The sequence below is a fragment of the Planctomycetota bacterium genome, assembly GCA_016235865.1.
Taxonomy (GTDB): Bacteria; Planctomycetota; MHYJ01; order JACQXL01; family JACQXL01; genus JACRIK01.
Genome location: JACRIK010000030.1, coordinates 85,440 through 111,317, shown reverse-complemented (window position 1 = coordinate 111,317; position 25,878 = coordinate 85,440). Strand labels below are relative to the sequence as shown.

Here is a 25,878-nt window from a genome sequence, read left to right as displayed (position 1 = left end):
TGGCATCCTGTGTTTAGATATAAGATTTATTGACCCCGCACATAATATTGTGTATTTTATTAACTTCCATAGTTCGTCATTCCTGCAAAAGCAGGAATCCAGACCACTAATAAATACTGGATTCCCGTTTACACGGGAATGACAATGCAGGGAAAAACTTCTCAACGGCAGACTTTATAGCACTATATTATGTGCGGGGTCAAGAAAAGATGTTAGTTAAATTCTGCAGTCGGATAATTGAGGCCTGCTGGCTGGTCGCCTTGGCCGGCATCCCGGTATTCTTTAACCCCTATACCACCCGGGTCTTTGAGTCCGACAAGACCTATCTCCTGCGATCCATTACCATCGTCATGCTCCTGGCCTGGTTTGTCAAGAAGTCCGCTGAAGGATTCTCCCTGGATGCCGCGTTCAAAGAAAAAGGTAACCGGATAATCCTGGGCTCAGTCCTGGCCCTGGGAACCATCTATTTCATCTCATCCATCTTCTCTATCACGCCCTATTTCAGCTTCAAGGGCTATTTCCTGCGCGAAGAAGGATTCTACTCGCTGGCCTGTTATATCGTAACCTTCTTTATCGTTCTGGGTAATCTCAGGGAACCAGGCCAGTTAAGCCGCCTGCTCCATACCATGATTCTGTCTGCGACCATTGTCAGCGTCTATGGCATCCTGCAATATTTCAAGATAGACACGGTGGCCTGGGCCGGCGGCGAGCGCACCCGCGTGACCACCACCTTAGGTGGCCCTATCTTTGCCGGAGCTTATCTGATTATCGTCATCCCGCTCATCCTGTCGCGCCTGATGGAATACATCACCGACGGATTCCGCAGGAATATTCCGATAATCATCCTTTACGCCTTGGTCCTGGCCGTAAATATCTACTGCATGCTCCTGACCAAGAGCCGCGGTCCCTTTGTCGGATTTATCATCAGCCTATTCCTGTTTTTCATGCTATTCGTCCGACTCAGGCAGATGAAACGGCTGTTTCTCTCGGTCGTGACCATAACCGCCGTCTTCATAACCTTCATGGTAATATTGAATATTCCGAATGGACCGTTATCCGGATTGCAAAAACGCTTCGGCCGGACTGCCCAACTCTACGAGATGGAAGGCAGCGGCAAGGTCCGGCTCCTTATCTGGGAAGGCGCGATAGACATCCTGAGGTCATCGCCTGAACGGCTGGCCTTCGGGCACGGGCTGGAATCGCCTTTCCCGCTTTATCACAAATATACCCCTTCCTCTTTCGGCCGGTATGAAGGCAGCGCTATACCGGACCATTCGCACAACGACACCTTTGATATCCTCATCACCTCGGGCATTATGGGCTTATTAACCTACCTGGGAATCATCTCTCTGCTAATATATTACACATTCAACCGGCTCGGATTTTTTACCTCGCTTTACTCCCGGAAATTATTCATCCTGTCGCTGGCTGGCGGGGTCGCACTCGGCCTGATTATCCCGATAATCATGGGCAAGATGATATTCATCGGAATAGCCATACCCTTCGGATTTATGGCCGGCCTATTTTCCTACCTGCTTCTGACCTGGAAAACCCAGCCCGTATCAGGCGGGAATAATCTACTCCTGCTCATCGGATTAATCTCAGCTGTTATCGGTAATTTCGCCGAGCTCCAGTTCGGCCTCGGCGTCACCGCCACCCGGCTTTACTTCTGGGTTTATGCAGCAATCATACTTTTTATCATCAACTCCCTGCCCCAGGCCAAGCCCGCTTCCACGGATATCGGCGCTAGTGACAAGAAAGACACCATCAATCTGGCGCTCGTCTATGGACTGCTCACCGGACTGATTATCGCCTTCTTCTCCTTTGCCCTGCTCAAGCGGAAATTTATCCCCGAAGGGCTTCCCGCGAATTTCTACATTATCATAGTGACTATCGGATTTATATCCACTCTCTACCTGGTCTTCGCGGCCATCCGCTCGGCCCGGGTCATCGACACCATCATCTATTTATTCACCGCCATCATCTGGGGCGCTATATTCCATTTTATCTTCTCCGCCCTATTAAGCGATTTGACCTTATTCCCCACAGCATTCATCAACTATGCCTATGCCTTTGTCGGTGCAACCATATTTGTCGTTGCGATTTTTATCAGGCAGGACGCCGCTTCGTTTCAGGCAAATAAGGCATCATTCTCCACCGTATTAGCCGCAGTCATATTAATCCCGCTGTCATTCATCGCCGTCCATTACACCAACCTGCGCGAAGACTATGCGGATGCCTGGTGCCGGGAAGGCGAGAACCACGAAAAAGGACAGCGCTGGGCTGAAGCTATCGCCAGTTTCCAGAAGAGCATTGAGTTATCGCCCCAGACCGATTATTATTATGCCAACCTGTCCCGGGCCTACAAAAGCAGCGGCGATTATAACAAATCCATCGAGACATTGCGCGGCGCCTTAAAGGCCAATCCGCTCAACCGGTTCCATAATATTGAAATCGCCCGAACTTATCGCCTCTGGTCAGACCAGATTAAGGACAACCCGGCTGACCAGGAATCCAAATTAACCCGGTCATTACAGACCTACAGTGAACTGGCCATGCTTTCCCCCAAAAACCCGACTGTTCCCAAGGAGATGGCCAATATCTATTTTACCAAACAGGACTACAACAAAGCAATCGAATACTATCTCAAGGCCGTGGCGCTAGACAGCCAGCTGGCTGAGGCCTATGTGCTTATCGGCAAGTCCTACAAGCAATTAAACGACGCCGGAAAAACCATTGAGAACTACGAAAAGGCGTTTAGCGTAGCTCCGGGGAATGCCATGATTCGCTCCGAATTCATCCGCTTAGGCGAGGAATACTTCAACCAGAATAAGTTTGAGGATTCACTCCAAGTCAACCTGACCCTCATCAAATTAGCACCCAAGGATTACCAGCACTACCACAATACCTCGGTGGTCCTGGACCAGCTGGGCCGGATTGACCAGGCCATAGAAAACTCCAAAAAGGCGCTGGAGTTAGTAAGGTTATACATGCCCACCCAGACCAAAGGCGTTGAAGGATTCCTGCAAAAACTGGAACAGAAGAATAAAAAATAATACAAATAACCACCTACGGAAAGGAGCGTAACTATGGCAGACATAAAACCTCCGGTAGCGCAGCAGGAAACCCGCGCCTGCCAGGGCTGTAATAACACCCTGCCAAAAGAAGAGACGATTCGGGTCAATGGATTAATGCTTTGCCGGAACTGCAATACCAGTTTCAAGGAAAAACTCACAGCCCAGCAGCCGGACGGCTCGGATTATCTGACCGGATTCCTGGGGGCCTGCGCGGCGGCCATCGTAGCCGGCATCATCTGGGGATTAATGGTCATTCTGACTAATTACGAAATCGGATATGCGGCTATCGGAGTGGGCGTCCTGGCCGGTTACGGGGTGTATTTTGCATCCGGCAAAAAAGGCGGTCCGGTATTGCAGATTCTGGCCTCGGCATCAAGCATCATCGGCGTTCTTATCGGCAAGTATATTACGTTTTATCACTTCTTCAGGAAGGGAGCGACTGAGGCGGCCAAAGAGCAAGGAATTGACCCAACGAAATTAACGGAATTACTTAATCAGTTTACCTTATTCAGCGGCAACATGATATCGTCATTTATTGAAAATATCGGCAGTGTGCTGGGCGGTTTTGATATCCTCTGGGTCATTCTGGCGGTTAGCGCCGCTTACAAAATACCAAAGATAGTAAACCCCTACCTATTACCGGGAAAAGCTGAAAATGAATAACATCAGAATCGCGGTTATCGGAGTCGGGCACCTGGGCAAGAACCACGCCAAACACCTGTCCAAGATACCGGGCTGCACCTTAGTCGGCGTGGCGGATACCAACCAGCCGGCGGCTGAAGAAATCGCCCAGCTCTACCAGGCCAAGGCCTATACTGATTACAAAAAGGTATTGCGGCACGTGGATGCGGTCAGCATTGCCACCCCGACCGTGGCGCATTACGCCATCGCCCGCAAGACGCTGGCCAAGGGCATCCATACCTTCATAGAAAAACCCATTACGACAACCGTAGCAGAAGCCAATAAACTCATCTCACTGGCTGAGAAACACAAGGCAGTCCTGCAGGTCGGGCATATCGAGCGGTTCAATCCGGCATTCGTGGCGGCCAAAGAATACCTCCAGAACCCGAAGTTCATAGAATGCCACCGCCTGAGTTCGTTCTCATTCCGTTCCATAGACATTGACATCGTCCTGGACCTGATGATACACGACATTGACCTGATTTTGTCCATAGTCAAATCACCGGTTAAAAAGGTGGATGCGGTGGGCGTAAAGATAATCTCGGAGAAAAACGATTTAGCCAATGCCCGGCTGGTATTTGCCAACGGCTGTGTGGCTAACCTGACCGCCTCGCGGGCCTCGGACAAGGCCATGAGGAAGATGCGAATATTCACCCAGCCCTTTCCGATTAGCGCCAGTTATCCCAAAAGTCCTACCACAGATAAATCATCTGAAGTTAGTATTCAGAACGATGCAGAAAGGGCTGGGTTTACCGGCCAAGCCTACACATCGATTGACTTTGCGGAACGGACAGCCAGCGTCTATGAAAGCAAGGGCGACCTGTCCACCCTGGCCGCAAATCCGCCGCCCGGATTCAATCCCAAGGAATTCATGCTCGATAAATTCATCAATGTCCGCAATCTGGCCATTACGCCCTATGACCAGTTGGAACAGGAACTGACCTCGTTTGTGGAAACCATTAGCGGAAATAAAACACCCCAGGTATCCGGCGCGGACGGCCGTGATGCCTTAGCCATCTGCCATAAAATACTGGGGAAGATATAGAGTTTACCCCCACACCAATCTAAAGTAAATCGGTATCATCAGTTTTAACTCCCACCCTATATATAATCTACTCGCTTGTTGAATGTAACAACAAGATTGGTGTGGGGGCTTAGTACACCGGCTTTTTGGAAAACTTATGATACGCCTCAATATAGCGAATCGTCCCGGTCTTGGAGCGCATCACCACTGAATGGGTCATGGCGCCATCCTTGGACGGCCGGACGCCCTTTAGGAACGAGCCATTGGTCACTCCGGTCGCCGCGAACATAATATCATCCGGCTTGGCCAATTCATCAATGGTAAAAACCTTATCAATATTCTTCACGCCCATCTTAGCGGCCCGCTTGACTTCTTCCTCGTTACGCGGCTGCAACTGGCCCTGCATATCGCCGCCCAGGCATTGCAACGCGGCGGCGGCTATCACCCCTTCCGGCGCGCCGCCGGTACCCAAGAGCATATCAATATCGGAATCCAGCGGGAAGGCGGTGGCTACTGCGGCGGCCACATCGCCGTCCTGAATGAGATAAATCCGGGCGCCGGCCTCGCGCACCTGGCGGATAATATCCGCGTGCCTGGGCCGGTCCAGGATGACCACGGTAATAGAACTGACATCGCGGCCCAGTTTCTTGGCCACGGCCTTAACATTATCCTTTACCGGCGCGTTAATATCAATCACGCCAGCCGCGCCCGGACCGACGGCAATCTTTTTCATATAGGTATCCGGCGCGTTCAGGAAATGACCTTTCGGCGCGGCCGCCAAAACCGATATGGCATTAGCCCGTCCTTGGGCGGTCAGGGTCGTGCCTTCCAGCGGGTCAATGGCGATATCTAATTTCGGGCCCTGGCAACCGGTTTGCCCGATTTTCTCGCCGATATACAACATCGGCGCCTCGTCACGTTCGCCTTCGCCGATAACCACGGTGCCGTCAAAAGCGATAGATGAAAACGCCTTACGCATATAATCCACCGCCGCCTGGTCCGCCGCCTTGTCATTGCCCAGGCCCACCCATTTAGACGCGCCTAATGCGGCCGCCTCGGTTACCCGGACGAATTCCAATGCCATATTTCTGTCCATATTCAAACTCCTGTCTAATAGCCACGAAGACAACCCCCTGCCCCCTTTTCTAAGGGGGAGTGAAGCAAATTCCCCCTTAATAAAGGGGGATTAAGGGGGTTGTTTCCTTCATGCCTTAATGGCTAATCTTATGTTTTCCCGGTATGGTAGTCAAGAATTTTCAGGCAGGAAAAATCCCCCTCTTTACTCCCCTCTAAAAAGAGGGGTAAGGGGTGTGTCGGTCACATCACATATCCAACCGATGATAATCCTTGCCAAATAAAAGAGAAAATGTTATGTTTCAAGCTATACAGCATAAGATGTCCACGTAGTTGAAAAATATCTAATTCCATCGCAAAAATAGGGTTGAAGATTGTCTAATATTATATAAGAAGTCAAGGAAAGCCCCGCCATTCGGCGGGGTCCAACGGACTGTAACGTCCAGAAAATCATCGGGACTAACAGTCCGTAAGAGAAGGGCCTATTTATGGAACGAATATGGTATATTCTTCTGGCCTTGGGCGCCTGCGTGGTGGCATTGGTATTATTCATCTTCGGTTATCGCGCTATCAGATATTATAAGACAAAAGACAAATGGCTCAGGGAATTCTGGATTAGCGTGGCCATTGTGCTGGCATTCCTGACTTCGGTCACCTGCAATAAGAAGACATCCGAGACGCCCAGGGTCACCTGTTATGAAGTGTCAATACTTCAGCAGCAGACCAGCCGATCAATAGAGGAGTTAAGGAGTATCTGGCAGACGCTGAATGCAACCAAAACCCAGGTCGCGTCATCCAAACTGGAACCAGAAGTAAGCCAGCTGATAGACCGGATTCAAGAGGAGCAGAAGTTTTCCCAGGCGCTAAAGCTGACCCTGAACGCGCTGTTTAGTCTGCGGATGGGACATATTAACCGGACACACTCAGGATCTACTTGTTATGATATGCCCATGGCTTCGGTCAGGAGGATGGAAACACTGGATGCATTGGAAGAACAGTATGCCCTGCTGGACAAGATGAGAAAGGAAGGCAAGATTGATTACACCATATGTAACAAGGTTAAAAACACTATCCTGTCTGATTATGAGAATCTGATAGCTGATTGGAACACCCAGAAGTCGGTCTTGGATGGACTTTCGCAGGACGACAAGAACAAGGTGGTTGACCTTATCATGGAACTCTCAGGCGTAGAAACCAAGGAGCAAGGCCAGTTAGAATCCACGCCTGAATGGAAGGCGATGATTGAGCAGTGGAAGACGGCTTCTAAACTTAGAGATAAACCTAGAACACTCAAAGAAGTTGAAGAAAGCCGTAAAGAAACTAATACAAAACTTAATGACCTGCAGAAGTTAGTTGTTAAGGGATTAATCTCTATTTCCCTGATGGATCTTATCAGGAATGAATTTGAGCAGTTGCAAGCACTACACCCTGTTGACGTAACATGTTATATGAATGGAAGCGCAGTACCTAAAACGGAAATGCAGATGTTAAGAATACGCTTGCCCCTTATAGAAAAAATGATAAGGGAGAATAAAATAGATGAATGGATATATTACAATGTAATAAGAAAACTGAAAAGTGATGTTAAAATTTTAGCCAGCACTGATAATGAAAGATTTTTATGGTACAAGAAAGGTTTTAATTTAAAAGACGAAGAAATTGAGAATAGAATTAAAGTAGAAAATGACATGATAAAAAAGGCCCAAGAACTGATAGATAAGATAGAAAAAGATGGGAATTATAGGTAAATTAAAAGACGCCTTTCTGGTCACCCGGCAGGATTCCATTATCTTTGAGGTGACCCAGAAATGCAATAATGACTGCCTGTTCTGCTACAATGCCTCGAAGGCTAACACACCCCAAACCCCTCTAAATAGAGGCGAATATCCCCAGCGAGAACTATCCACCGCAGAGACCAAAGGCCTAATCAGGCGGATAGTAAAAGAGACCTCCTGCAAGCAACTGACCTTTACCGGCGGCGAGCCGCTGTTGCGTCCTGACCTGCCGGAACTGATTACCTGCGCCAAGGAACTGGGCGTAGCCATCAACATCATCTCCAACGGGACTCTGATTACCGAAGAGATAGCCAGCGACTATATCAAACTCGGCGTTGGATTATTTGAACTCCCCCTCTTAAGCGCCGAACGCACGACGCATGACGCATTATCCCGTAACCCGGGCTCCTTTGATAAGGTGGTGGAATCCGTTGCCAATATCAAACTGCACCGCGGACGGGTGGTCACGGTCTTTGTCGGCACCAAACGCAATATAGACGGACTGAAGGAGATGATAGAACTGTCCCTGGCCATCGGCGCGGACGGGATTATGTTTAACCGGTTCAATGTCGGCGGTGAAGGCACCAAGCACATAGACGAACTCCTGCCTACGCCTGAACAGGTGATTAAGGCATTAGAAACCATAGAATCTGCCATGGACCAATACAAAATCGGCATCTCCTGCTCCATCCCGATTCAGCCCTGCATCATTGACACCAGCCGGTTCAAAAAGGTGCATTTCGGATATTGCGCGGCCGGCACCAAGCGGGCTTATTATACAGTTGACCCGCTGGGCAATCTCAGGATGTGCAACCATACGCCGTCCATATTAGGTAATATCCTCAAAAGTTCGTTCAAGGAACTGACTGCCAAGCAAAAGATAAAGCCGTTTATGGATGCAGTGCCGGAATTCTGCAAGGACTGCCGGATGGTCCAGACCTGCCAAGGGGGATGCAAGGCCGCGGCTGAGGTGTCTTCAAGCGGATGCTCGCTCTGCGCTGAAGAACCGTTCCTGAAACATTACAAAAACGAAACGCTCAAAAAGGGGTTGACAGGCAAGGGATTAAAAGATAAGATAACGTCAATGGCGGACTAATACTAGAACCACAGATACACACAGGTGAACACAGAAAGGAATTAAACTGATGCGCTATATCTGGTTTGCTTGTATCTGCGTATCCGTCTTGCTGGTGACCTTCTTCATCAACTTCATCGTCAATATAGATAGATTCGCCTGGCCCAATCATCCAATCTCTGAGCCTGTTACCGGTCATTTAGCATATTATTACACCAAATATCCCCGTTACGAGAAAGATATCCTTGACAATGTTCAGGGTCATCTCCAGATTATTTCAAAGCATCTTAAATTATATCGCACCAAGAATAATCGTTATCCAACCAACGATGAGGGGCTGGCGGTTTTATCGGAATTGAAGGCCCAATTGATTGAAGAATATGCCTACCTGCCTGCGCCTATGGGGAAACAGCCAAAGGACAAAGGCAGCGTATATTACGGGTTACAAGGAGGTATGTGCCCTTTTGAAAGCGGGATTCTTTCTTCCTGGTTCGAACCTTTCGTATACGAAAATAGAAACGGATTGCCCGAAAACCTCTTTAGCGACTCGCCGGTAAATAAGTATAAAGGAGGACTTTATTCCATCAGGGTGGCTGACGGAATCTATGTGTATTCTGTAGGCGCTATATCCTACTATCAGGACTATATTGATGCCTTAGCAAAAAGAACCAGGACCAGAATAATTGTCTGGTGTCTACCGTTTATATCATTTATCCTGCTGAATATCTTTCTTTACCTCTTTATCAAGGCAAATAAACTAAGTAATAGAAACCCCGCTAAATTATGGATTAAACTGATAAAGATAGCCGGCGGAATTATTATAATTCTGGGAACAGTTCTTATCGGACTGAAAAAACCGATGCAAAATACGGTGTCATGTTACAGCATGGCACCATATTTCGACCTCAGTCGCCGTCCAGAGATTATCAGCCAATATAATGATTTGCTGGATAAATACCACCAGCAAGGGATAATTAAAGACGCTACCTATCAAAAGACCCGGAAGGCCATGGATGAAGTGAACAAGTATTTTAAAGGAAACGATTAAGCCTATGCGATATCTTTGGTTTACCTGTATCTGCTTGACCTTGGCTATTGGCGGTCTTTTCTGCAACAATCCCAAGTATACCTACGAGCCATCGTGGTATAAGGGGCACCTGCGCACCATGCAAAAGCATCTGGCCACCATCAGCCAAGGGCTCAAAAGCTACTACGCCAAGAACAACCGCTATCCGGATAATAATGAGGGGTTAACGGTGCTGGATAATATCCTAAAGAATCCGGAGCTACCTGATGAATATGAATACGAGAGGCGTGGACGGGATATAAAGGTCTTTGAGACGGGTATTCTCTCGCCATGGTTGACGCCCTTTGTCTATGAGAATCGGCGCGGGTTGCCGCCGGAACTGTTCCAGGGTTCGCCGGCCACGGACGACAGCGGTCAGCATTATTCTGTCCGGGTGGATGAAGGTATCTATGTCTATTCGCTGGGCACCCGGATGACTTATGTGGAATATAAATGGCTATTGGTTGAGATGTGGACGGTACGCATAGGCATATTGCTTATTCTTGTGATGTTTATAATGCTGTTTAGAAAAGCTAAGAAACCGGCTAATCAACCACTGATAAAGCGGATTCTGAATATAATCGGCGGAACTATCATGATATTGCTATCATTGGCTCCTATTTCTCTGACCATGGTTACCTGCTATGTAATGAGTTCTTTTGGTTTGTATCGCCGACCGGAGATGATCAAGCAATACAATGCCCTATTGGAAAAATACCACCAACGAGGCGTGATTAATGACGCCACCTATCAGAAGACCAAAACCGCCCTGGAAAAGGTGGATAAACTGATAGAAGATAAGAAAATCAGGTAATTCGAGCATTTTAAACCACCATCCCCTATACCCTAACTCCACATACCCATACCCAGCACCCCATAGTATGCCCTATGGCTTCTCCCTTAGGGATGCCCTTACCACCGCAGTACCTTGCCCCTACCCCCGCAGTATCTTGACCCGCATCCCGCAGTAACTTGACCTGCATCCCGCAGTACCTGGCAGGGCATCCCGCCTCCCCATGCCCCCTATCCCTATGTATGCCCAGTGGACTATCCCTTATGGATAACCTTCACCCCTCAGTATCTTGACCCGCACCCCGCAGTACCCTGACCTGCACCCCCAGGGGGGATGCCCTGCACCCCCCAGTACCATACCCTTCACCCCGCAGTCCCATGCTCTAACTCTCCCTTAGTGGAGCACCATCTCCCCCCACCTATTTTCGGAACTCAGGCGACAACACGTCTACAAATCCAAAAATCTCGGATTTTTTCATTTTCTTTAATCGATTGCCATTGCGTAAGTTAGAGCAATGTTTGAAAAATAGTGTTTCCGGATTAGGCGACAACCCGGTCGCCTGAATACTCTTAATAGACAAAATAAGTTATTTACCGCAAAGGCGCGAAGGATCCAGATAAATTCTTTGTGGTGAATATTACTTGCCCCATACTGCCTTTCATTTATAATGTCTTAATATGCGTCATATTCTAATCGTAGCCGGAGAGGCATCGGGGGATTTGCATGCGAGTAATCTGGTAAGGGCGCTGAAAAGTTCAGATTTAGGATTTAAGATTTCAGATTTGAAGTTTAGCGGACTGGGCGGAGCCAAGATGCAAGAGGCAGGAGTCGAATTATTAACGCCATTCACTAAGAATGCCGGGACCGGGCTGGACCCGCTCCTCAAAATCACCCACTTTTCACAGGTGTTCCGGAAATTGGTGTCTTATGCTTCGCACGGTGTCCCTCCGGGACAAGCGCTCAGCACAAGTGCCAGCAAGACTTCACCCCCACACCAATTCCATTGGTGTGGGGGTAAACCCGACCTAGCCATACTGGTTGATTTCCCGGATTTTAATCTGCGCCTGGCCCCGCGCCTGAAGCAACTCGGCATCAAGGTCGTCTATTACATCTCACCCCAAATCTGGGCCTGGAGGCAATCCCGGGTAAAGATTATCCAGAAATACGTGGATAAGATGATTGTCATCTTCGGGTTTGAACAGGAGTTCTATAATCGGTTCAATGTTGCGGCTGAATTCGTCGGGCATCCCCTGCTGGATGTAATAGAAAACAGAAATCTGGATTCCTCCCGCTTCCGGCGGGACGGGAATGACATGAGGAATGACGCCAGACACGCGTTAGGATTAGGCAAGGACGACCTGGTCATCGGGCTGTTGCCGGGCAGCCGGCCTTCGGAATTCAAGAGACATTTCCCGATAATGCAGAAGGCGATTCAAATACTTTCAAAGACCACCAGTTTCACCCCTCACCTATCCTCTCCCCAAAGGGGAGAGGGAAGGATAAGTGAAGAGAGGATTGGAGAGGGTGGCAATATTAAATACATCCTCGGAGCGGCGCCGGATATTACGCCGGCCATCATCAGCAAAATGAGCCGTCCAACAAACACACCCCTACCCGCCCGACTGCGGTCAGGCGGGAATCCCCTCTTATTAGAGGGGACTTCTGGTATAATCCCTTTCTACAACAAGACCTACGAGGTCATAGCGGCCAGCGATATTCTGATAACAGTCTCTGGAACAATCACGGTCGAGGCCGCCCTATTCCAGACGCCGATGATAGTCATCTACAAGGTGCCGCTGTTGACCGAACTGGTCTTCCGTCCGTTAGTCAAGACGCCCTTCTACGCCATGGTCAATATCATCGCCAACAAAAAGGTGGTACCGGAATTGATTCAGCAGGACTGCACACCGGCCAAGATTGCCCAGGCCGTGACTGAACTGCTGGACCCTGATGCCAGAAACCGGATGAAAGAAGAGTTAGGCAAAGTCAAGGCCAAACTGGGCTCGGCAGGGGCTTCCCAACGCGCCGCGGAGATAATACATAAAATACTAAATAGTTAAACAACAGAATCAAACAACCCCCTTTTATTCCCCCTTTGTTAAGGGGGACTAATAGGGAACAAATTCCCCCTTATGAAAGGGGGTTAGGGGGTTGTCACATGAAATTACGTGTGATAAAATTGACCCTGTTTCCAATTATTATATAATATGCCTATGGTTTCCCTAAAACATCCTGCAGCCAAAAATATTAAAGCCATCCTATTTGACTTAGGCAATACGCTATACGACAAGAACCTGTTCCTCAAACAGGCATTCGCCGAGGTGGCCAAATACCTGGCCAAGAACCATCGCCTTAATTACCGGGACACCTACGCCCTGATTAACCGCATCTGGAAAATCAAGACCAGCCACTACGAATTCATCTTTGACGACCTGCTGCGCATCCTGGGGATTTACTCGGCTGAACTGCTCACCAAGACCCAAGGGGTCTATCACGGTTTTAAGCCGGCCATAAAGCCCTATCCGGGCGTGAAGCAGATGCTGACTGCCCTGGGCCGGAAATACCGGCTGGGACTGGTTACCGACGGGCATCCGACGATGCAGCGCAACAAGATTGCCGCACTGGGCCTGAATAAGTCGTTCGATACCGTCATATTCACGGCTGACTACTCCCCCCAATATAAAAAGCCCAATCCATTCGTTTACCGGCTGGCCATGGAGAAGTTGGATGCCGCTCCGCAGGAGACCGTCTATGTAGGCGATAACCCTTATGACGACTTCAAGGGCGCCCGGGAATTGGGGATTTTTACGGTCCGCGTGCTTCAGGGCGAATTCAAGGCCGGCCGGCTGGATAAGAACTATGAGGCCGACGTGTCCATAAAAAACATCAAAGGACTGGCTAAAATATTAAAATGATTATTCTCAGAGCGAAATATATTATCATTACGCCGGATATCATCCTGGAAAATTCCGCTATCGCCGTGGAAAAAGGCGTGATTAAGGACATCTTTTACGGCCCAACCAAGACCATAAAAGGAAAGACCTTTGATTTCGGGAACGCCATCATCTCTCCGGGCTTAATCAATGCCCATACGCATCTGGAAGGCCCGCCGCTCTACGGTTATTCACGCAATCCGATAAAGCCGCCCCAGCAATTCACCGAATGGGCCCAGAAGGTGATTGCCCGGCGCAAAGACCTGAAGGTCAAGGACTATCTCCGGATAATAAAACACAGTTACGGAATTTCAGCCCGAAACGGAATCACCACCCTGGTGGACCATACCCGGCTGCGCTTTACACTGCCGGCCCACCGCAAGGCCAAACTGCGCCGGATACTGGTGGAAGAAGCCATATCCCTTGATAAAACCAAGGCCAGAGAGACATTAGCCAGGGTCAAGGATACCCTGAGGTACGCAAACAGGCATTCAAACGGCCTGCTCCGGACCGGCATTGCACCGCACTCGCCGTTTTCCGTATCGCCCGAATTATACAAGATGCTTTTTAATTTAGCCCGTCAGAAGAAAGTCATTTTATCAACCCACCTGTCAGAGCTGAAAGAGGAGGTGGAATTCCTTAATGCCGGCTGCGGGAAGATGGTAACCTACTTAAGGAAAATCGGCCGGCAGACCGATAACTGGCGCCCGCCCAGGACCACGCCGGTGGGCTATATGAAAAAGCTGGGAATGCTCAAGCCACCCGCCTTTTTCATCCACTGTAATTATCTTACAGCCAATGATATAAAACTATTGACCGCTTCCGGCTCCAGCGTGGTTTACTGCCCCAACAGCCACCATTATTTCGGGCACCGCAAGCATCCGTTCCGGGAATTGCTGGCGTCCGGCGTCAATGTCTCATTAGGCACGGACGGGCTGGGCAGCAACAAGGACTTAAGCATCCTGAGCGAGATGAATTTCATCCGGAGGAATCACCGGGATTTGAGTCCGAGCCAGATATACCGGATGGGCACCATCAACGGCGCCCGGACGGTCGGCTTGGTCGATAAAATCGGCGCGCTCAAGACCGGTTATGCGGCTGATATCGCCGTATTCCCGATAAAACCAGGCCGGAAAATATCAAAGCCCAATGACGTCTTGGCCTATCTGATAGAAAAGACGCCTCAGAGCATCTTTACCATGGTTAATGGCTCTGTAGTACCCAAGAATATTAGACAAATTTATTGACAATCACTCGTGAAGAAATACACTAACCCAGACCATTCACACACCGAAGATATTTTATAGAAAGGATTTAGGATATGCCGGTAGCAAAGTTATTAGAAAAATGGTCATCAGCAGTAAATGAAGTACTCATCGGCGCCACGTCATCCGAAGGCGGAACCCGCTCCAAGATCGTCAAATTAGGCGGCCAGAATACGCTCCCCTTTTTAACCGAAGAAGGCGCGATTCCCAATCCTCCGGCCATTGCCATGGAAGTAGTTGATATGGTCAATCCAGAATGGCCGGCCGCCCTGACCGAACCGTTCAAGGACGTGATAAACAGCCCGGCCAAGTGGGCCAGGAAATGCCAGGATGAATACAAGGCCGACGCCATCTGCCTGCGCCTGACCGGCGCGCATCCTGAAAATAAAAACACCTCGGTTGAAGATGTGGTCAAAACCGTCAAAGAGGTCAAAGCCGCGGTTTCCATTCCGCTGGTCATCTGGGGATGCGGCAGCGCTGAAAAGGACAACCAGCTCTTCCCGGCCATCTCCCAGGCCCTGAAAGGCGAGCGATGCCTGATGGGCACGGCCACCCAGGATAACTACAAGGTCCTGGCCGCCACCTGCATCGCGGACGGGCACAATATCATCGCCGAAAGCCCGCTGGATATCAATATCTGCAAGCAGCTTAATATCCTCCTGCTGGATATGGAGATACCGTCAAACAGAATAGTTATTTTCCCCTCGACCGGCGCCCTGGGTTATGGATTTGAATATTCTTATTCCATCATGGAACGCACCCGGCTGGCTGCTTTGGGCGGCGACAAAACCATGGCATATCCGATGATTGCGGTCGTATCCAACGAATCATGGAAGACCAAGGAAGCCAAGGCCCCGGAATCAGATATGCCCATGTGGGGCAAGGCCGCGGAACGGGCCATTATGTGGGAAGCCACAACGGCCATCGGATTCCTGCTGGGCGGCAGCGATATGCTCGTGATGTATCATCCCAAGGCCATTGAATTAACCAGAAAGTATATGTCCCAAATGGCGAGTAAATGATTACTCCCCTTATCGTCATACCTGCGAAAGCAGGTATCCAGTTCTTTCCTTCTGGATTCCCGCCTTCGCGGGAATGACAAGCGAGGTAGGAATGACAGAAGTAGAACATTTATAGAAAGAGGGTTTATTTATGATAGTTATTGGAGAACGAATCAACGGGATGTTCAAGATGGTCCGCAAGGGCATCCAGGAAAAGGACAAGAAAATCATACAGGATATCGCCAAGAAAGAGGTGGAATGCGGCGCCCGGATTCTGGATGTCAATGTCGGACCGGCCGCGGCTGATGAAGTGGCGGCCATGCAATGGCTGGTGGAAACCATCCAGGAAGTGACTGACACCCCCCTATCCATAGATAGCGCCAAACCGCCGGTCATCGAAGCCGGACTCAAGGCCTGCAAGAAGAAAGCGCTCATCAATTCAACCACCGGAGAGCAGGCGAAATTAGAAGTCCTGGTCGGCCTGGCCAAGAAATATAATGCCGGGCTTCTGGGGCTGTGTATGGATGAAAAAGGCATCCCGGATAATATCCAGGCCCGGGTGGAAATCGGACTGAGAATCCTGGCCTGCGCAATGGAAGCCGGTATTTCCACGGATGATATCCATCTTGACCCGGTGGTCCTGCCGGTCAAATTCGGGCAGGCCCAGACGCCGATGATGTTCCAGACCATCCGGGAACTCAAGACCCTGTCTGACCCGGCGCCCAAAACCGTGGTGGGATTGAGCAACGTCTCACAGGGATGCCTGGACCGGCCGATGGTCAACCGGATGGCCCTGGTCATGGCGATTGCCAACGGCCTTGACGAAGCCATTGTTGACCCGATGGACAAGAACCTGATGGATTCAATGATTACGGCGGAATTATTATTGAATAAATTTATCTATTGCGATTCGTACCTAACCGCCTATATGAAGGCGTTATAAAAATCAGTCGGCCCCGCCATTCGCTTCGCGGTCTCTGCGGAGTTCGGCGGGGTCTAACGAACTGTAACTGGCTCCGATGTCGCCATAACAGTCCGTAAGAAAGGTGTCTATGAACGTAAAACGGTATCTGCTCGCCGCACTGGTGGCTTACATCGTGTTACAAATAACCACATTCGTCATCCACGGCGTTATCCTGACGAATGAATACATGGCGTTGGGTTCAATCTGGCGCCCGGATATGATGTCCTGGATGTGGTTATTCAATGTCCTGGATATCCCATCAATGTTATTGATAACATATATCTTCGTTAAAGGCTATGAGAATAAGGGCATTATGGAGGGGGTGCGTTTCGGTCTGATGCTCGGCACCCTGATGTGGATTGGCGGCGCATTTGCCAACTGGATTACCTTCCCGATTACTTTACCCCTGGCTATTAAGTGGTTCGTCTTCGGCGTACTCCAGACAATAATTACCGGGATTACACTCGCATTAATATATAGACCTAAAAAAGTCTAACAATTATAACCAGCCAGAGGCTGATGAACCGGAAGTTGACAACCCCGCCATACGGCGGGGTCTAACTCGCTGTAACGACTAAAGTCTAACAGCGAGTAAGAGAGGAGAAATGAATTATGCCTAATGCACAACCGCGCGAGAGCAAGTGTGAGGGAACTTGTTCCGGCAAGGCCGCCAAGGCCAAGTATTCTGTGCCCTCAGACATTGAAATCGCCCAGGCCGCAAAGATGCGGCCCATTACCGAGGTAGCCAAGGAATGGGGTATCAAGGATAAATACCTGGAGATGTACGGCCCTTACAAAGCCAAGATATCACTGGATATCATGGAAGACCTCAAGAACAAACCGATGGCCAAGTACATTGATGTCACGGCCATCACCCCGACTCCGTTAGGCGAAGGCAAGACCGTGACCACCATCGGCGTGACCCAGGCGTTAAACAAGGTCGGCAAGCGCGCCATTGTCTGCATCAGGCAGCCGTCATTAGGCCCGGTCTTCGGCATCAAGGGCGGCGCAGCCGGCGGCGGTTATTCCCAGGTGCTCCCGATGGAGGATTTTAACCTGCATCTGACCGGCGATGTCCACGCCATCAGCATCACCCATAATCTTTTGGCCGCATTTGTCGACAACCACCTGTTCCACGGCAACGAACTGGATATTGACCCGGATAACATCTTCTGGCGCCGGGTGGTTGATGTCAGCGACCGGGCATTACGCAATATCATCACCGGCCTGAACGGCGAAGGCACGGTCCGCGAAACCGGATTTGATATCTCGGTGGCCTCTGAAATTATGGCCATCCTAGCCCTAGCCACTGACCTGAAGGATTTAAGAAAGCGTTTGGGCCGGGTCGTGGTTGCCACCACCAAGAGCGGCAAGCCGGTTACGGCTGATGACCTCAAGTGCGGCGGCTCAATGACCATGCTGATGAAGGATGCCCTAAAGCCCAATTTGATGCAGACCATGGAAGGCACGGCCTGCTTTGTCCACGCCGGCCCGTTTGCCAATATCGCACACGGCAATAACTCCATTGTGGCCGACCAGATAGCCATGCGGCTGGGCGAATACGTAATCACTGAAAGCGGATTCGGGGCCGACCTGGGCGCTGAGAAATTCCTCAATATCAAATGCCGGGCCAGCGGCCTGAAACCAAGCTGCGCGGTGGTGGTAGCCACGGTCCGGGCACTAAAGATGCACGGCGGAGCAGGCAAGGTCGTGGCCGGCAAGCCCCTACCTGAAGAACTGATAAAGGAAAACCTGCCGGCTCTGGAAAAGGGCTGCGCCAACCTGCAGAAACACATTGAAAACATGAAACTGCACGGCATCCCGGTCGTGGTGGCGGTTAACCGCTTTACCCATGACACGGAAAAGGAAATAGAATTGATTCGCAAGTTCGCCAAACAGGCCGGGGCCGAGGATGCGGTGCCTTCCGAGGTCTGGGCTTATGGCGGCGACGGCGGCAAGGACCTAGCTCAGGCTGTCATCAAAGCCTGCGAAAAACCGTCCCAGTTCAAATTCCTCTACGAACTTGACTGGCCCATTAAGAAGAAGATTGAGACCATCGCCACCAGTATCTACGGCGCCAAGGATGTCCGCTATGAAGCGCTAGCCAACCGCAAGATTAAACTCTATACGGAACTGGGCTATGACAAATTGCCCATCTGCATGGCCAAGACGCATCTGTCAATCTCGCACGATCCAGAACTGAAAGGCAGACCAACCGGATTTACCCTACCGATCCGGGATGTGCGGGCTTCGGTCGGCGCGGGCTTCCTCTATCCGCTTTGCGGCGAGATGAGAACCATGCCCGGTTTGCCATCTGTCCCGGCCGGCACCCACTACGACCTGGATGAAAACGGCAAGATTCTGGGACTATTTTAACTGACGTCTGGACTAAACCAAAAAAGGGGCTCCGGAGTTATAATTCGGAGCCCCTTTTATCATCCCCCTATCCTTCGTAATAAAAACGCCTTCTTTAATTGACCCCGCACATAATATTTGTATAAATATTACGTGTTTGGTTAAATGCGACTATTTATTAACCTACTGAAAAATAAGTAATCTGGCTTATGTTCGGGGTTAACACCCACAAAAGAAAGGGACTATATTATGTTTGGTTCAATCATCGGAAAAGACAAGGCCTTCTATGAGCTGTTTGAAAAAGCCGCCTCTAATGCGGCGGATACGGCCAATGCGCTACATGATTATCTCAGTAAGTTTCCGGCTTCTATCCAGGAGGATGTCAAGAAGATTAAAGACCTGGAACACAAGGGCGATTTAATCACCCACGAAACCATCGAAATGCTCAATAAAACATTTGTCACACCAATTGACCGAGAGGATATCTACCACCTAATTACCAGAATGGATGATATCGTGGATTTGATGGATGGCGCGGCCAGCCGTCTGGCCCTCTATAAAATAGATGCCATTACGCCGGAAGCCCTGTCATTCGCCGAGGTGTTGAAAAAGGCCACGGAAATCCTGAAACACAGCATCCACGACCTGCGTAATATCAAGAATCACCGGGAACTTATTACCCACTGCGTCCAGATTCATACCTACGAGAATGAAGGCGACCAACTGATGCATCAGGCCATGGCCAAACTCTTCGATACCAACGACGCCATCAAGGTCATCAAATGGAAGGAAATATACCAGGACCTGGAAACAGCTACAGACCGTTGTGAAGATGTAGCCAACATCATTGAAGGCATCGCCCTGAAATATACTTAAATTAAAGAAGAATAGCGCTTAATTGTAATCGTCATAATCATCGCCATCGCCCTAATTTGTCAACGGAATACATGATACGGCTAATTCTATCGCCACGGTGGTATCCGCCCTGTATTATCTTATCCTGCGAAACTGAATATAACCTCTCCCGGAGAAATATCATCTCCAACCCAGCCCCTGCACGCAGGAGCTGGAGTTATCCGTAAACTCTAATAGCGCAATCAGCATAATTATACCGGCCTATAAATTATTATATTCTACTTGACAAATTAGGCGGACCGGTTATATTAATAGTAACGGTATTGGTAAAAAACCATCTTGCTTAGGCGCCATTGCGTTTGAGCCCTTTACTTAACGGCTGAGGTAACCGGCAAATAATAACCTCATACTATATCAAAGGAGAAATGTTATGATAATCAAGAGAATCTCGAATTGGCCTCTTTTGATAACATCCGCTTGTTTGATATTTCTTATCGGTATTGTTATCTGGGCGCAGCGGTACGGCGGTGAAGACCCGCCCGACAAGGAATGGCTCAAACTGAAGAAAAGCGCCGAGAGCCACTATACCCTGAGAACCACGGCGCCCGAGACAGACGGCAGAAAACTGCTGGACCGGATGGAACTGTCTTTTAATGCCCTTTCTAAACTCCTCAACTGGAGCGGCGCATTGGGAAAACCATTTGAAATCAAGATGTACAAGAACCGGAAACAGTTTGTCAAAGGAACCCTCCTGGGGAATGCCGGCGCCTTTTACAGCCCTTCGGAAAAATATCTGTGCGGTTTCTTCTCTAAAAATAAGGAAAAAATATATAATTATCTGTCCCATGAGGGCGTCCATCAATTCCATCATATGATTTTCGGCAGGCCTTATGAGGAAATAGAAGGCGTGCCCCGCTGGTACGATGAGGGCGTGGCCGATTGTATGGGCAATTCCGAAGTGAGAGACGGAAAATTCAGAATGTGCCTGCATAAAGGCCCTATTGCCACGGGAAGACTGCCGACTATTCAAAGAGCCATCCGAAACAAGAAATATTATCCCTTGGCAGACCTGATGAAAATGGACAAAAGGACTTTTTACACTAACGGTTCGCTCTGCTATGCCGAGGCCTGGTCATTTATTCATTTCCTCCTTACCTATCCCAAAAAAGAGGATAAAACCAAGCCATATCCGGCCGGCGATTACTTCTACATCATGGGGCGGCTTTTCAACGCATTTATGGACTATACCCAGTTTAATGCCGGCAAGAAAAAAGATAGTCAAATCAAGACATTAGATGACGTCTATAAATATAGCTTCGTCTCCAAGGACGGAAAAACGCCTATCAATATGGAAGAGCTGGAAGAACAATGGAAGAACTATGTCATGAAATTCCATTTCCGTGAAGGCGCCGATGGATTAAAAGACGAAGAGGCGGAAGTGCTGTTGAATAAAACAGTGGATTTATTCAAATCCGGCAAATGGTCTGAAGCCAAACAAAACCTTGATGAATTGAAAGGGAAATATGGCGGGACAATGCCGGTGACGGAAAATACCAGTGACCTCAACCAGATGCTGCGTATTTGCGAACTAAAATCCAAGGAAGGCTCCACCAACTCTGTAACTACCGAGATTAAACTATTCAATGGCAAGGATATCAATAACTGGGAACAGGATGACGAAGATGAGGAAGCGGGCGGGTGGACAGTAAAAGATTCCACTATCAATTGCGCCTCCGAGTACACTATGATACGTTACAAAGAACCAACCTGCCTTGACTATACCATAAGTATCATCTTCAAATTCCAGGGTAAAATCGGACCAGACAAAGGACCGGCATTTATCATTTGCAAAATGAACGACGATTACAATTTTGTCGGAGCGAGTATAGATACAAGCGGTAAAAAAGTACAGGTGATGGGAAGCTACCGGGACTACGAAACCATCCCCGGATATGGATCTATTCTTGTTCAAGTTCTTAAACCGTGGGAAAGCGAATCACTGGAAGATGTCGATTATAAGAACAACGACTGGAATACCCTAAAATTCACGTCCAGAGGGACAGAAATATCAGCATCATGTAACGGAAACGAGATCGGATCCCATACTCTCAAGGATGAGGAACTGGAAAAGATTGGGCTTGATAAGCGAGGCCGCATCGTTATTGTTATGCAGGATGGCAAGCTTCAGATTAAGGATGTCACCCTGTTATATGAAAACACGGAAAACAATGATAAATCTGAAGATAAAACAGGAAAAGACTCCTCTGATGATGATTCAGAGAAAAATATCAAGAAGAAGTAACGCATCAACGGATTTAGTGACTATCGCCTGATTAACAAGTCTGCTAGAAATACGCCTAATGCCGCCAGTATCAATATGGCACTTATATTACGGTAGGATGTCTCGGATTTATTGTTAATCGCATTTAGCGTAGCTCCTTTTATAAATTCATCGGCGGTGAATAGCTTCCCCCCTGTTGATCCTGCTATGTTTCTCAAGAACCCCATATCCGGCGTGAACCTGCGCCATTCGCTTGCATACTGGGCAACTACCGGAACCCGGCCAAGTAATTGTTTACTGCCCTCTTTCTGGTAAAACACGGAGATGACAATCCCTTCTTGAGACGGCAAAATCGCCTCATATTTGCCAATCGCAACCTGTAAAATCCGTACGGTCTGAATATCAGTAGCCATTTCGGTAAGCGGCTCAACTTGCGCATCAAGCTGTAAATTATCAGGCGCTTTCACCACTAATTTAATACTGCCATCAGCCAGCACCTCTGTTGAGATATCAAATAGCTGATTTTGGCCGATATCAGCGGTAAGATAACGCAATGACTGGGTTATCATCTGCCCTAACCCATTCCATTTATCCCATCTGACCGTCCATTTGGAATCAAGCGAGGTGGTCAGGACCATCACCCGTCCCAGGCCGTACTGCCAGTCAGCTATAATCGGCTCGCCGCCTAACACGGACGCCGCCAGACGCGAATTAGGCTTTAAGGCGGTGCGGTTATATCCGGAAATCTGCGGAATATTGCCGATGCCCTTAAGGATATCGTCTTTTATTAATGCTGAAACGACTAAACTTTCCGCCTCGCGATAGAACCCCTTGTGGGCCGATAAATCCTCTTTTAGGTTAACGGCTAAACTGTCTTTATCTTTACTATTCAGCCGATAGATTTTTCCGCCCCCTCCCTCTTTGGTAAGCGCCTTTAAGGTTTCCTCATTGATATTTCCACCAGTGGCAATGACTGAAATCGTAATGTTATTCTGACGGAGTTTGTCAGCCATCTGCTTAAAACCATCCAGCGCTTCGTTAGTAGTGCTATGTCCGTCCGATAACAAAATGATGTGCCTTTTGGCGGACGGCGAATTGCTCAATGTATTGATTGCCCTCTGCAGCGGCGGAAGAATGGCAGTCGGTCCGGTCGGCCTGACCCTGGCAATACCATCTTTTAGTTTAGAAACAATATCATCCGCATTCTGGAACGGTAAAATCGTCTCATATCCCTGATTAAATGCCATTACCTCCAACCTGTCTATCTTGCTGAGCAGAGCAGCAAAACTCTCCAATGCCTCTGATGCCACTTGGAACTTGTTCTTGCCTGCAACACCTGATATCTCATCCATGCTGCCTGAGGCATCCAGTATTACGACAAGCGACAAATCCTCAGGCGGCGTGGCATAGACCGGCAGAATCTTCTCAAACTCGCTATTCTGATAATTACCTAATCCAAAACTATTCTGCCCGCCCACTATCAATAATCCACCCCCATTGGAAACAAACGGTATTATTACCTCTTTCACAAAAGGAATTTCATTAAAATGAAGATTATCAATTATAATGATGTCATATAATTTGAATGCGTTCGGTATATCCCCTATTTTTAATTCAAATGCATTGTCGGATCCGATAATCCGGGGAATCATCCTATGTACTGGATTCGAAATCATAATACTCGGAAAATATAATACCTTCGGCTTCCCTATCTTCTGGATAACCTCTTGCCGGGTATTATTCTCCACTACTATCTCATGCAGTTCTCGAGATGAAACATTTATTTCATAATACTGGATTGGTTCGGCCTGGGCCTGCAGGTTGACGACCACGAGATTATCCTGGTCCTTCAATAATGATATCCTGTCTGCCTCCCCTATCAGTTTACCATTGCTATAAACCTGGATATCGACCATGGTATTAACCGTGCTGGATATGCGGCATTTTAGTTCTATGGGCTGGCCTTCCCGTACGAACTTCGGCGCCTCAACACTGTCTATCTTTATATCTACTATCTCATTAGGCCCAATCGGGATAGTATAAAGCGTAATTCCCTCCTGCTTGAGATACGGAATAACCTTCCGGGCATCGCCTTCAGTCTCGTTACCATCACTAAACAGTAATATCTCCTTGCGATACCCGGCCGGGAATGACCCCTTGGCTGATAAAATCGCCTTTTCGATATTAGTCACTGTCTTATCCGTAGAGGTCAGATATAAAATACGGCTCACATCATTCCTGCCTAATTGCTTAATGTTAGCATTTATAGATGCCAGCAGCTTATCATTATCAAGAAACACGCTGGCGGAATCATCAATCAGATAAATCCGGCAGAGGTTTTGAGGCTGGGCTTTTATCCGGAATCCAGACACAATAAAGGCAAGCAGAATAATTATAAGCGAGCGCAGGCATAGGGAAGTGTATAGCGTATAGCCCCGCACTGGGCGGGATAAACTCCGAGCGTGAAGCGTTGTCTTCCTGGCCCTGAACTCCATTATCGCCAACAGCCCTATCGCTAACGGAATCGCTAACAGAACCAGTGGATATTCAAATCGCATAACTACATTCTAATATAACTCTTCCCGGGCATCTGCCTGACCAGTTTCTTCATTTCCAGGGTCAGGAGCGTGGTCAAAACCAGGGAAGACGGCAGTTTAACCCGGTCTATAATATCGTCTATGCTCAATTGCTCTGAGGCATCCAGTATAGACAATAAGGACTTTTCATCGGCACTCAGCGATTGAACCAGGCGCGCGCCAACTGACACCTCTCTGGCCGGAGAAGGAATATTGAGTTCATCCAGGATATCTTCTACGCCTTCAATGAGCTTGGCGCCCTGTTTAATCAGTTTATGGCATCCCTGGCTGGACGGGTTATCCACTTTGCCAGGCAGGGCAAAAACCTCCCGTCCCTGTTCCAGGGCAAAGTCAGCCGTAATCAAGGCGCCGCTTCTTAATGGCGCTTCTATCACCACCGTGCCCAAACTCAGGCCGCTGATAATTCGGTTGCGGGTCGGGAAATTTATCTTATTAACCGCCATGGCAAAGGGCAATTCGGAAACTACGACCCCGTTCTCGCAGATTCGTTCCAGAAGTTTCTTGTTCTCAGCCGGATAGACGTGTTTCAGGCCGTTGCCCAGGACCGCAATGGTCTGGCCGCCTTTGACCTTCAGCACACCCTGATGCGCATAGGTATCAATGCCCCGGGCCAGGCCGCTGACCACGCAGAACCCGCGCTGCGCCAGGGTATAAGCCATCCGCTCGGCCTGCATCTGCCCGTAAATACTGTTATGCCGTGTCCCGACGATGGCAACAGCCAGATCATTGTCAAGCACCTTGATATTACCCTTGACATATAGCACCAGGGGATAATCAAAGATTGATTTAAGCCGGGGCGGATATTGCGCATCCTCAAACGAGATGACCTTGATGCCGTGTTTTCGGGCCAGCTCCAATTCCTGCCGGCCCCGTTGCTCCCTCAATGCCTTGGGCAGTTCTCCGGCAAATGTGGAAACCCGCGGAATCCTGAGTATTTTCTCCGGGCTTGCCCGTGTGATGGCCTCAGCCGAGCCGAAATGTCGCAGCAACCGCTCGTAGAATGCCGAACCAATCCGCAGGGAATTCAGGGTTAGCAAAAGCTCAAGGGATACCATAATGGCT

General features: G+C 48.9%; 19 protein-coding genes. 16 read left to right on the top strand and 3 right to left on the bottom strand.

What is annotated here, in order from left to right:
• Positions 1 to 209: 209 nt before the first annotated feature.
• The 3 genes from HZA49_09945 to HZA49_09935 are packed head-to-tail and all read left to right on the top strand — an operon-like array spanning position 210 to position 4,803.
• Positions 210 to 3,056, top strand: a complete 2,847-nt coding sequence (locus HZA49_09945) for a tetratricopeptide repeat protein (GenBank protein ID MBI5779759.1) — start codon at positions 210 to 212, stop codon at positions 3,054 to 3,056.
• A gap of 33 nt (positions 3,057 to 3,089) precedes the next feature.
• Entirely contained in the window at positions 3,090 to 3,740 is a 651-nt protein-coding gene (locus HZA49_09940) for a hypothetical protein (GenBank protein ID MBI5779758.1), read from the top strand.
• Positions 3,733 to 4,803: a Gfo/Idh/MocA family oxidoreductase gene (locus HZA49_09935; protein ID MBI5779757.1), complete on the top strand. Its 1,071-nt coding sequence runs from the start codon at positions 3,733 to 3,735 to the stop codon at positions 4,801 to 4,803. The genes HZA49_09940 and HZA49_09935 overlap by 8 nt, the downstream gene beginning before the upstream one ends.
• 109 nt (positions 4,804 to 4,912) lie before the next feature.
• Here the strand turns inward: HZA49_09935 and glpX are convergent, their stop codons facing one another.
• Positions 4,913 to 5,878 (bottom strand): class II fructose-bisphosphatase, encoded by a 966-nt coding sequence (gene glpX, locus HZA49_09930; protein MBI5779756.1) that lies wholly within the window; start codon positions 5,876 to 5,878, stop codon positions 4,913 to 4,915.
• A 466-nt stretch (positions 5,879 to 6,344) separates the two neighbouring features.
• Here glpX and HZA49_09925 point away from each other — a divergent pair, with 466 nt between their 5' ends.
• From HZA49_09925 to HZA49_09865, 13 genes are all read left to right on the top strand, one after another.
• A complete protein-coding gene (locus tag HZA49_09925) occupies positions 6,345 to 7,604 on the top strand; it encodes a hypothetical protein (protein MBI5779755.1) in 1,260 nt (419 codons plus the stop codon).
• Positions 7,588 to 8,727 carry a radical SAM protein gene (locus HZA49_09920; GenBank protein MBI5779754.1) on the top strand — a complete coding sequence of 380 codons (1,140 nt, stop codon included), beginning with the start codon at positions 7,588 to 7,590 and terminating at the stop codon, positions 8,725 to 8,727. Before HZA49_09925 ends, HZA49_09920 begins: the two co-directional genes overlap by 17 nt.
• 49 nt (positions 8,728 to 8,776) lie before the next feature.
• Positions 8,777 to 9,754, top strand: a complete 978-nt coding sequence (locus HZA49_09915; protein MBI5779753.1) for a type II secretion system protein GspG — start codon at positions 8,777 to 8,779, stop codon at positions 9,752 to 9,754.
• A gap of 4 nt (positions 9,755 to 9,758) precedes the next feature.
• Complete coding sequence (locus HZA49_09910; GenBank protein ID MBI5779752.1) at positions 9,759 to 10,586, top strand: type II secretion system protein GspG; 828 nt, start codon at positions 9,759 to 9,761, stop codon at positions 10,584 to 10,586.
• A gap of 656 nt (positions 10,587 to 11,242) precedes the next feature.
• Complete coding sequence (locus HZA49_09905) at positions 11,243 to 12,625, top strand: hypothetical protein (GenBank protein MBI5779751.1); 1,383 nt, start codon at positions 11,243 to 11,245, stop codon at positions 12,623 to 12,625.
• A gap of 147 nt (positions 12,626 to 12,772) precedes the next feature.
• A complete protein-coding gene (locus HZA49_09900; protein ID MBI5779750.1) occupies positions 12,773 to 13,480 on the top strand; it encodes an HAD-IA family hydrolase in 708 nt (235 codons plus the stop codon).
• Positions 13,477 to 14,745 carry an amidohydrolase family protein gene (locus HZA49_09895; GenBank protein MBI5779749.1) on the top strand — a complete coding sequence of 423 codons (1,269 nt, stop codon included), beginning with the start codon at positions 13,477 to 13,479 and terminating at the stop codon, positions 14,743 to 14,745. The genes HZA49_09900 and HZA49_09895 overlap by 4 nt, the downstream gene beginning before the upstream one ends.
• 74 nt (positions 14,746 to 14,819) lie before the next feature.
• Positions 14,820 to 15,785 carry an acetyl-CoA decarbonylase/synthase complex subunit delta gene (locus HZA49_09890; protein ID MBI5779748.1) on the top strand — a complete coding sequence of 322 codons (966 nt, stop codon included), beginning with the start codon at positions 14,820 to 14,822 and terminating at the stop codon, positions 15,783 to 15,785.
• A gap of 130 nt (positions 15,786 to 15,915) precedes the next feature.
• Positions 15,916 to 16,707 carry a dihydropteroate synthase gene (locus HZA49_09885; GenBank protein ID MBI5779747.1) on the top strand — a complete coding sequence of 264 codons (792 nt, stop codon included), beginning with the start codon at positions 15,916 to 15,918 and terminating at the stop codon, positions 16,705 to 16,707.
• 109 nt (positions 16,708 to 16,816) lie between these two features.
• Positions 16,817 to 17,224: a hypothetical protein gene (locus HZA49_09880; protein ID MBI5779746.1), complete on the top strand. Its 408-nt coding sequence runs from the start codon at positions 16,817 to 16,819 to the stop codon at positions 17,222 to 17,224.
• Positions 17,225 to 17,340: 116 nt separating this feature from the next.
• Complete coding sequence (locus HZA49_09875) at positions 17,341 to 19,104, top strand: formate--tetrahydrofolate ligase (GenBank protein ID MBI5779745.1); 1,764 nt, start codon at positions 17,341 to 17,343, stop codon at positions 19,102 to 19,104.
• A gap of 228 nt (positions 19,105 to 19,332) precedes the next feature.
• Entirely contained in the window at positions 19,333 to 19,959 is a 627-nt protein-coding gene (locus HZA49_09870; GenBank protein MBI5779744.1) for a DUF47 domain-containing protein, read from the top strand.
• Between the two features lie 409 nt (positions 19,960 to 20,368).
• A complete protein-coding gene (locus HZA49_09865; protein MBI5779743.1) occupies positions 20,369 to 22,240 on the top strand; it encodes a DUF1080 domain-containing protein in 1,872 nt (623 codons plus the stop codon).
• Between the two features lie 20 nt (positions 22,241 to 22,260).
• Here HZA49_09865 and HZA49_09860 read toward each other — a convergent pair whose 3' ends face one another.
• Positions 22,261 to 24,591 (bottom strand): VWA domain-containing protein, encoded by a 2,331-nt coding sequence (locus HZA49_09860; protein MBI5779742.1) that lies wholly within the window; start codon positions 24,589 to 24,591, stop codon positions 22,261 to 22,263.
• Positions 24,592 to 24,779: 188 nt separating this feature from the next.
• Positions 24,780 to 25,871: a DNA-protecting protein DprA gene (gene dprA / locus HZA49_09855; GenBank protein MBI5779741.1), complete on the bottom strand. Its 1,092-nt coding sequence runs from the start codon at positions 25,869 to 25,871 to the stop codon at positions 24,780 to 24,782.
• Positions 25,872 to 25,878: the final 7 nt, after the last annotated feature.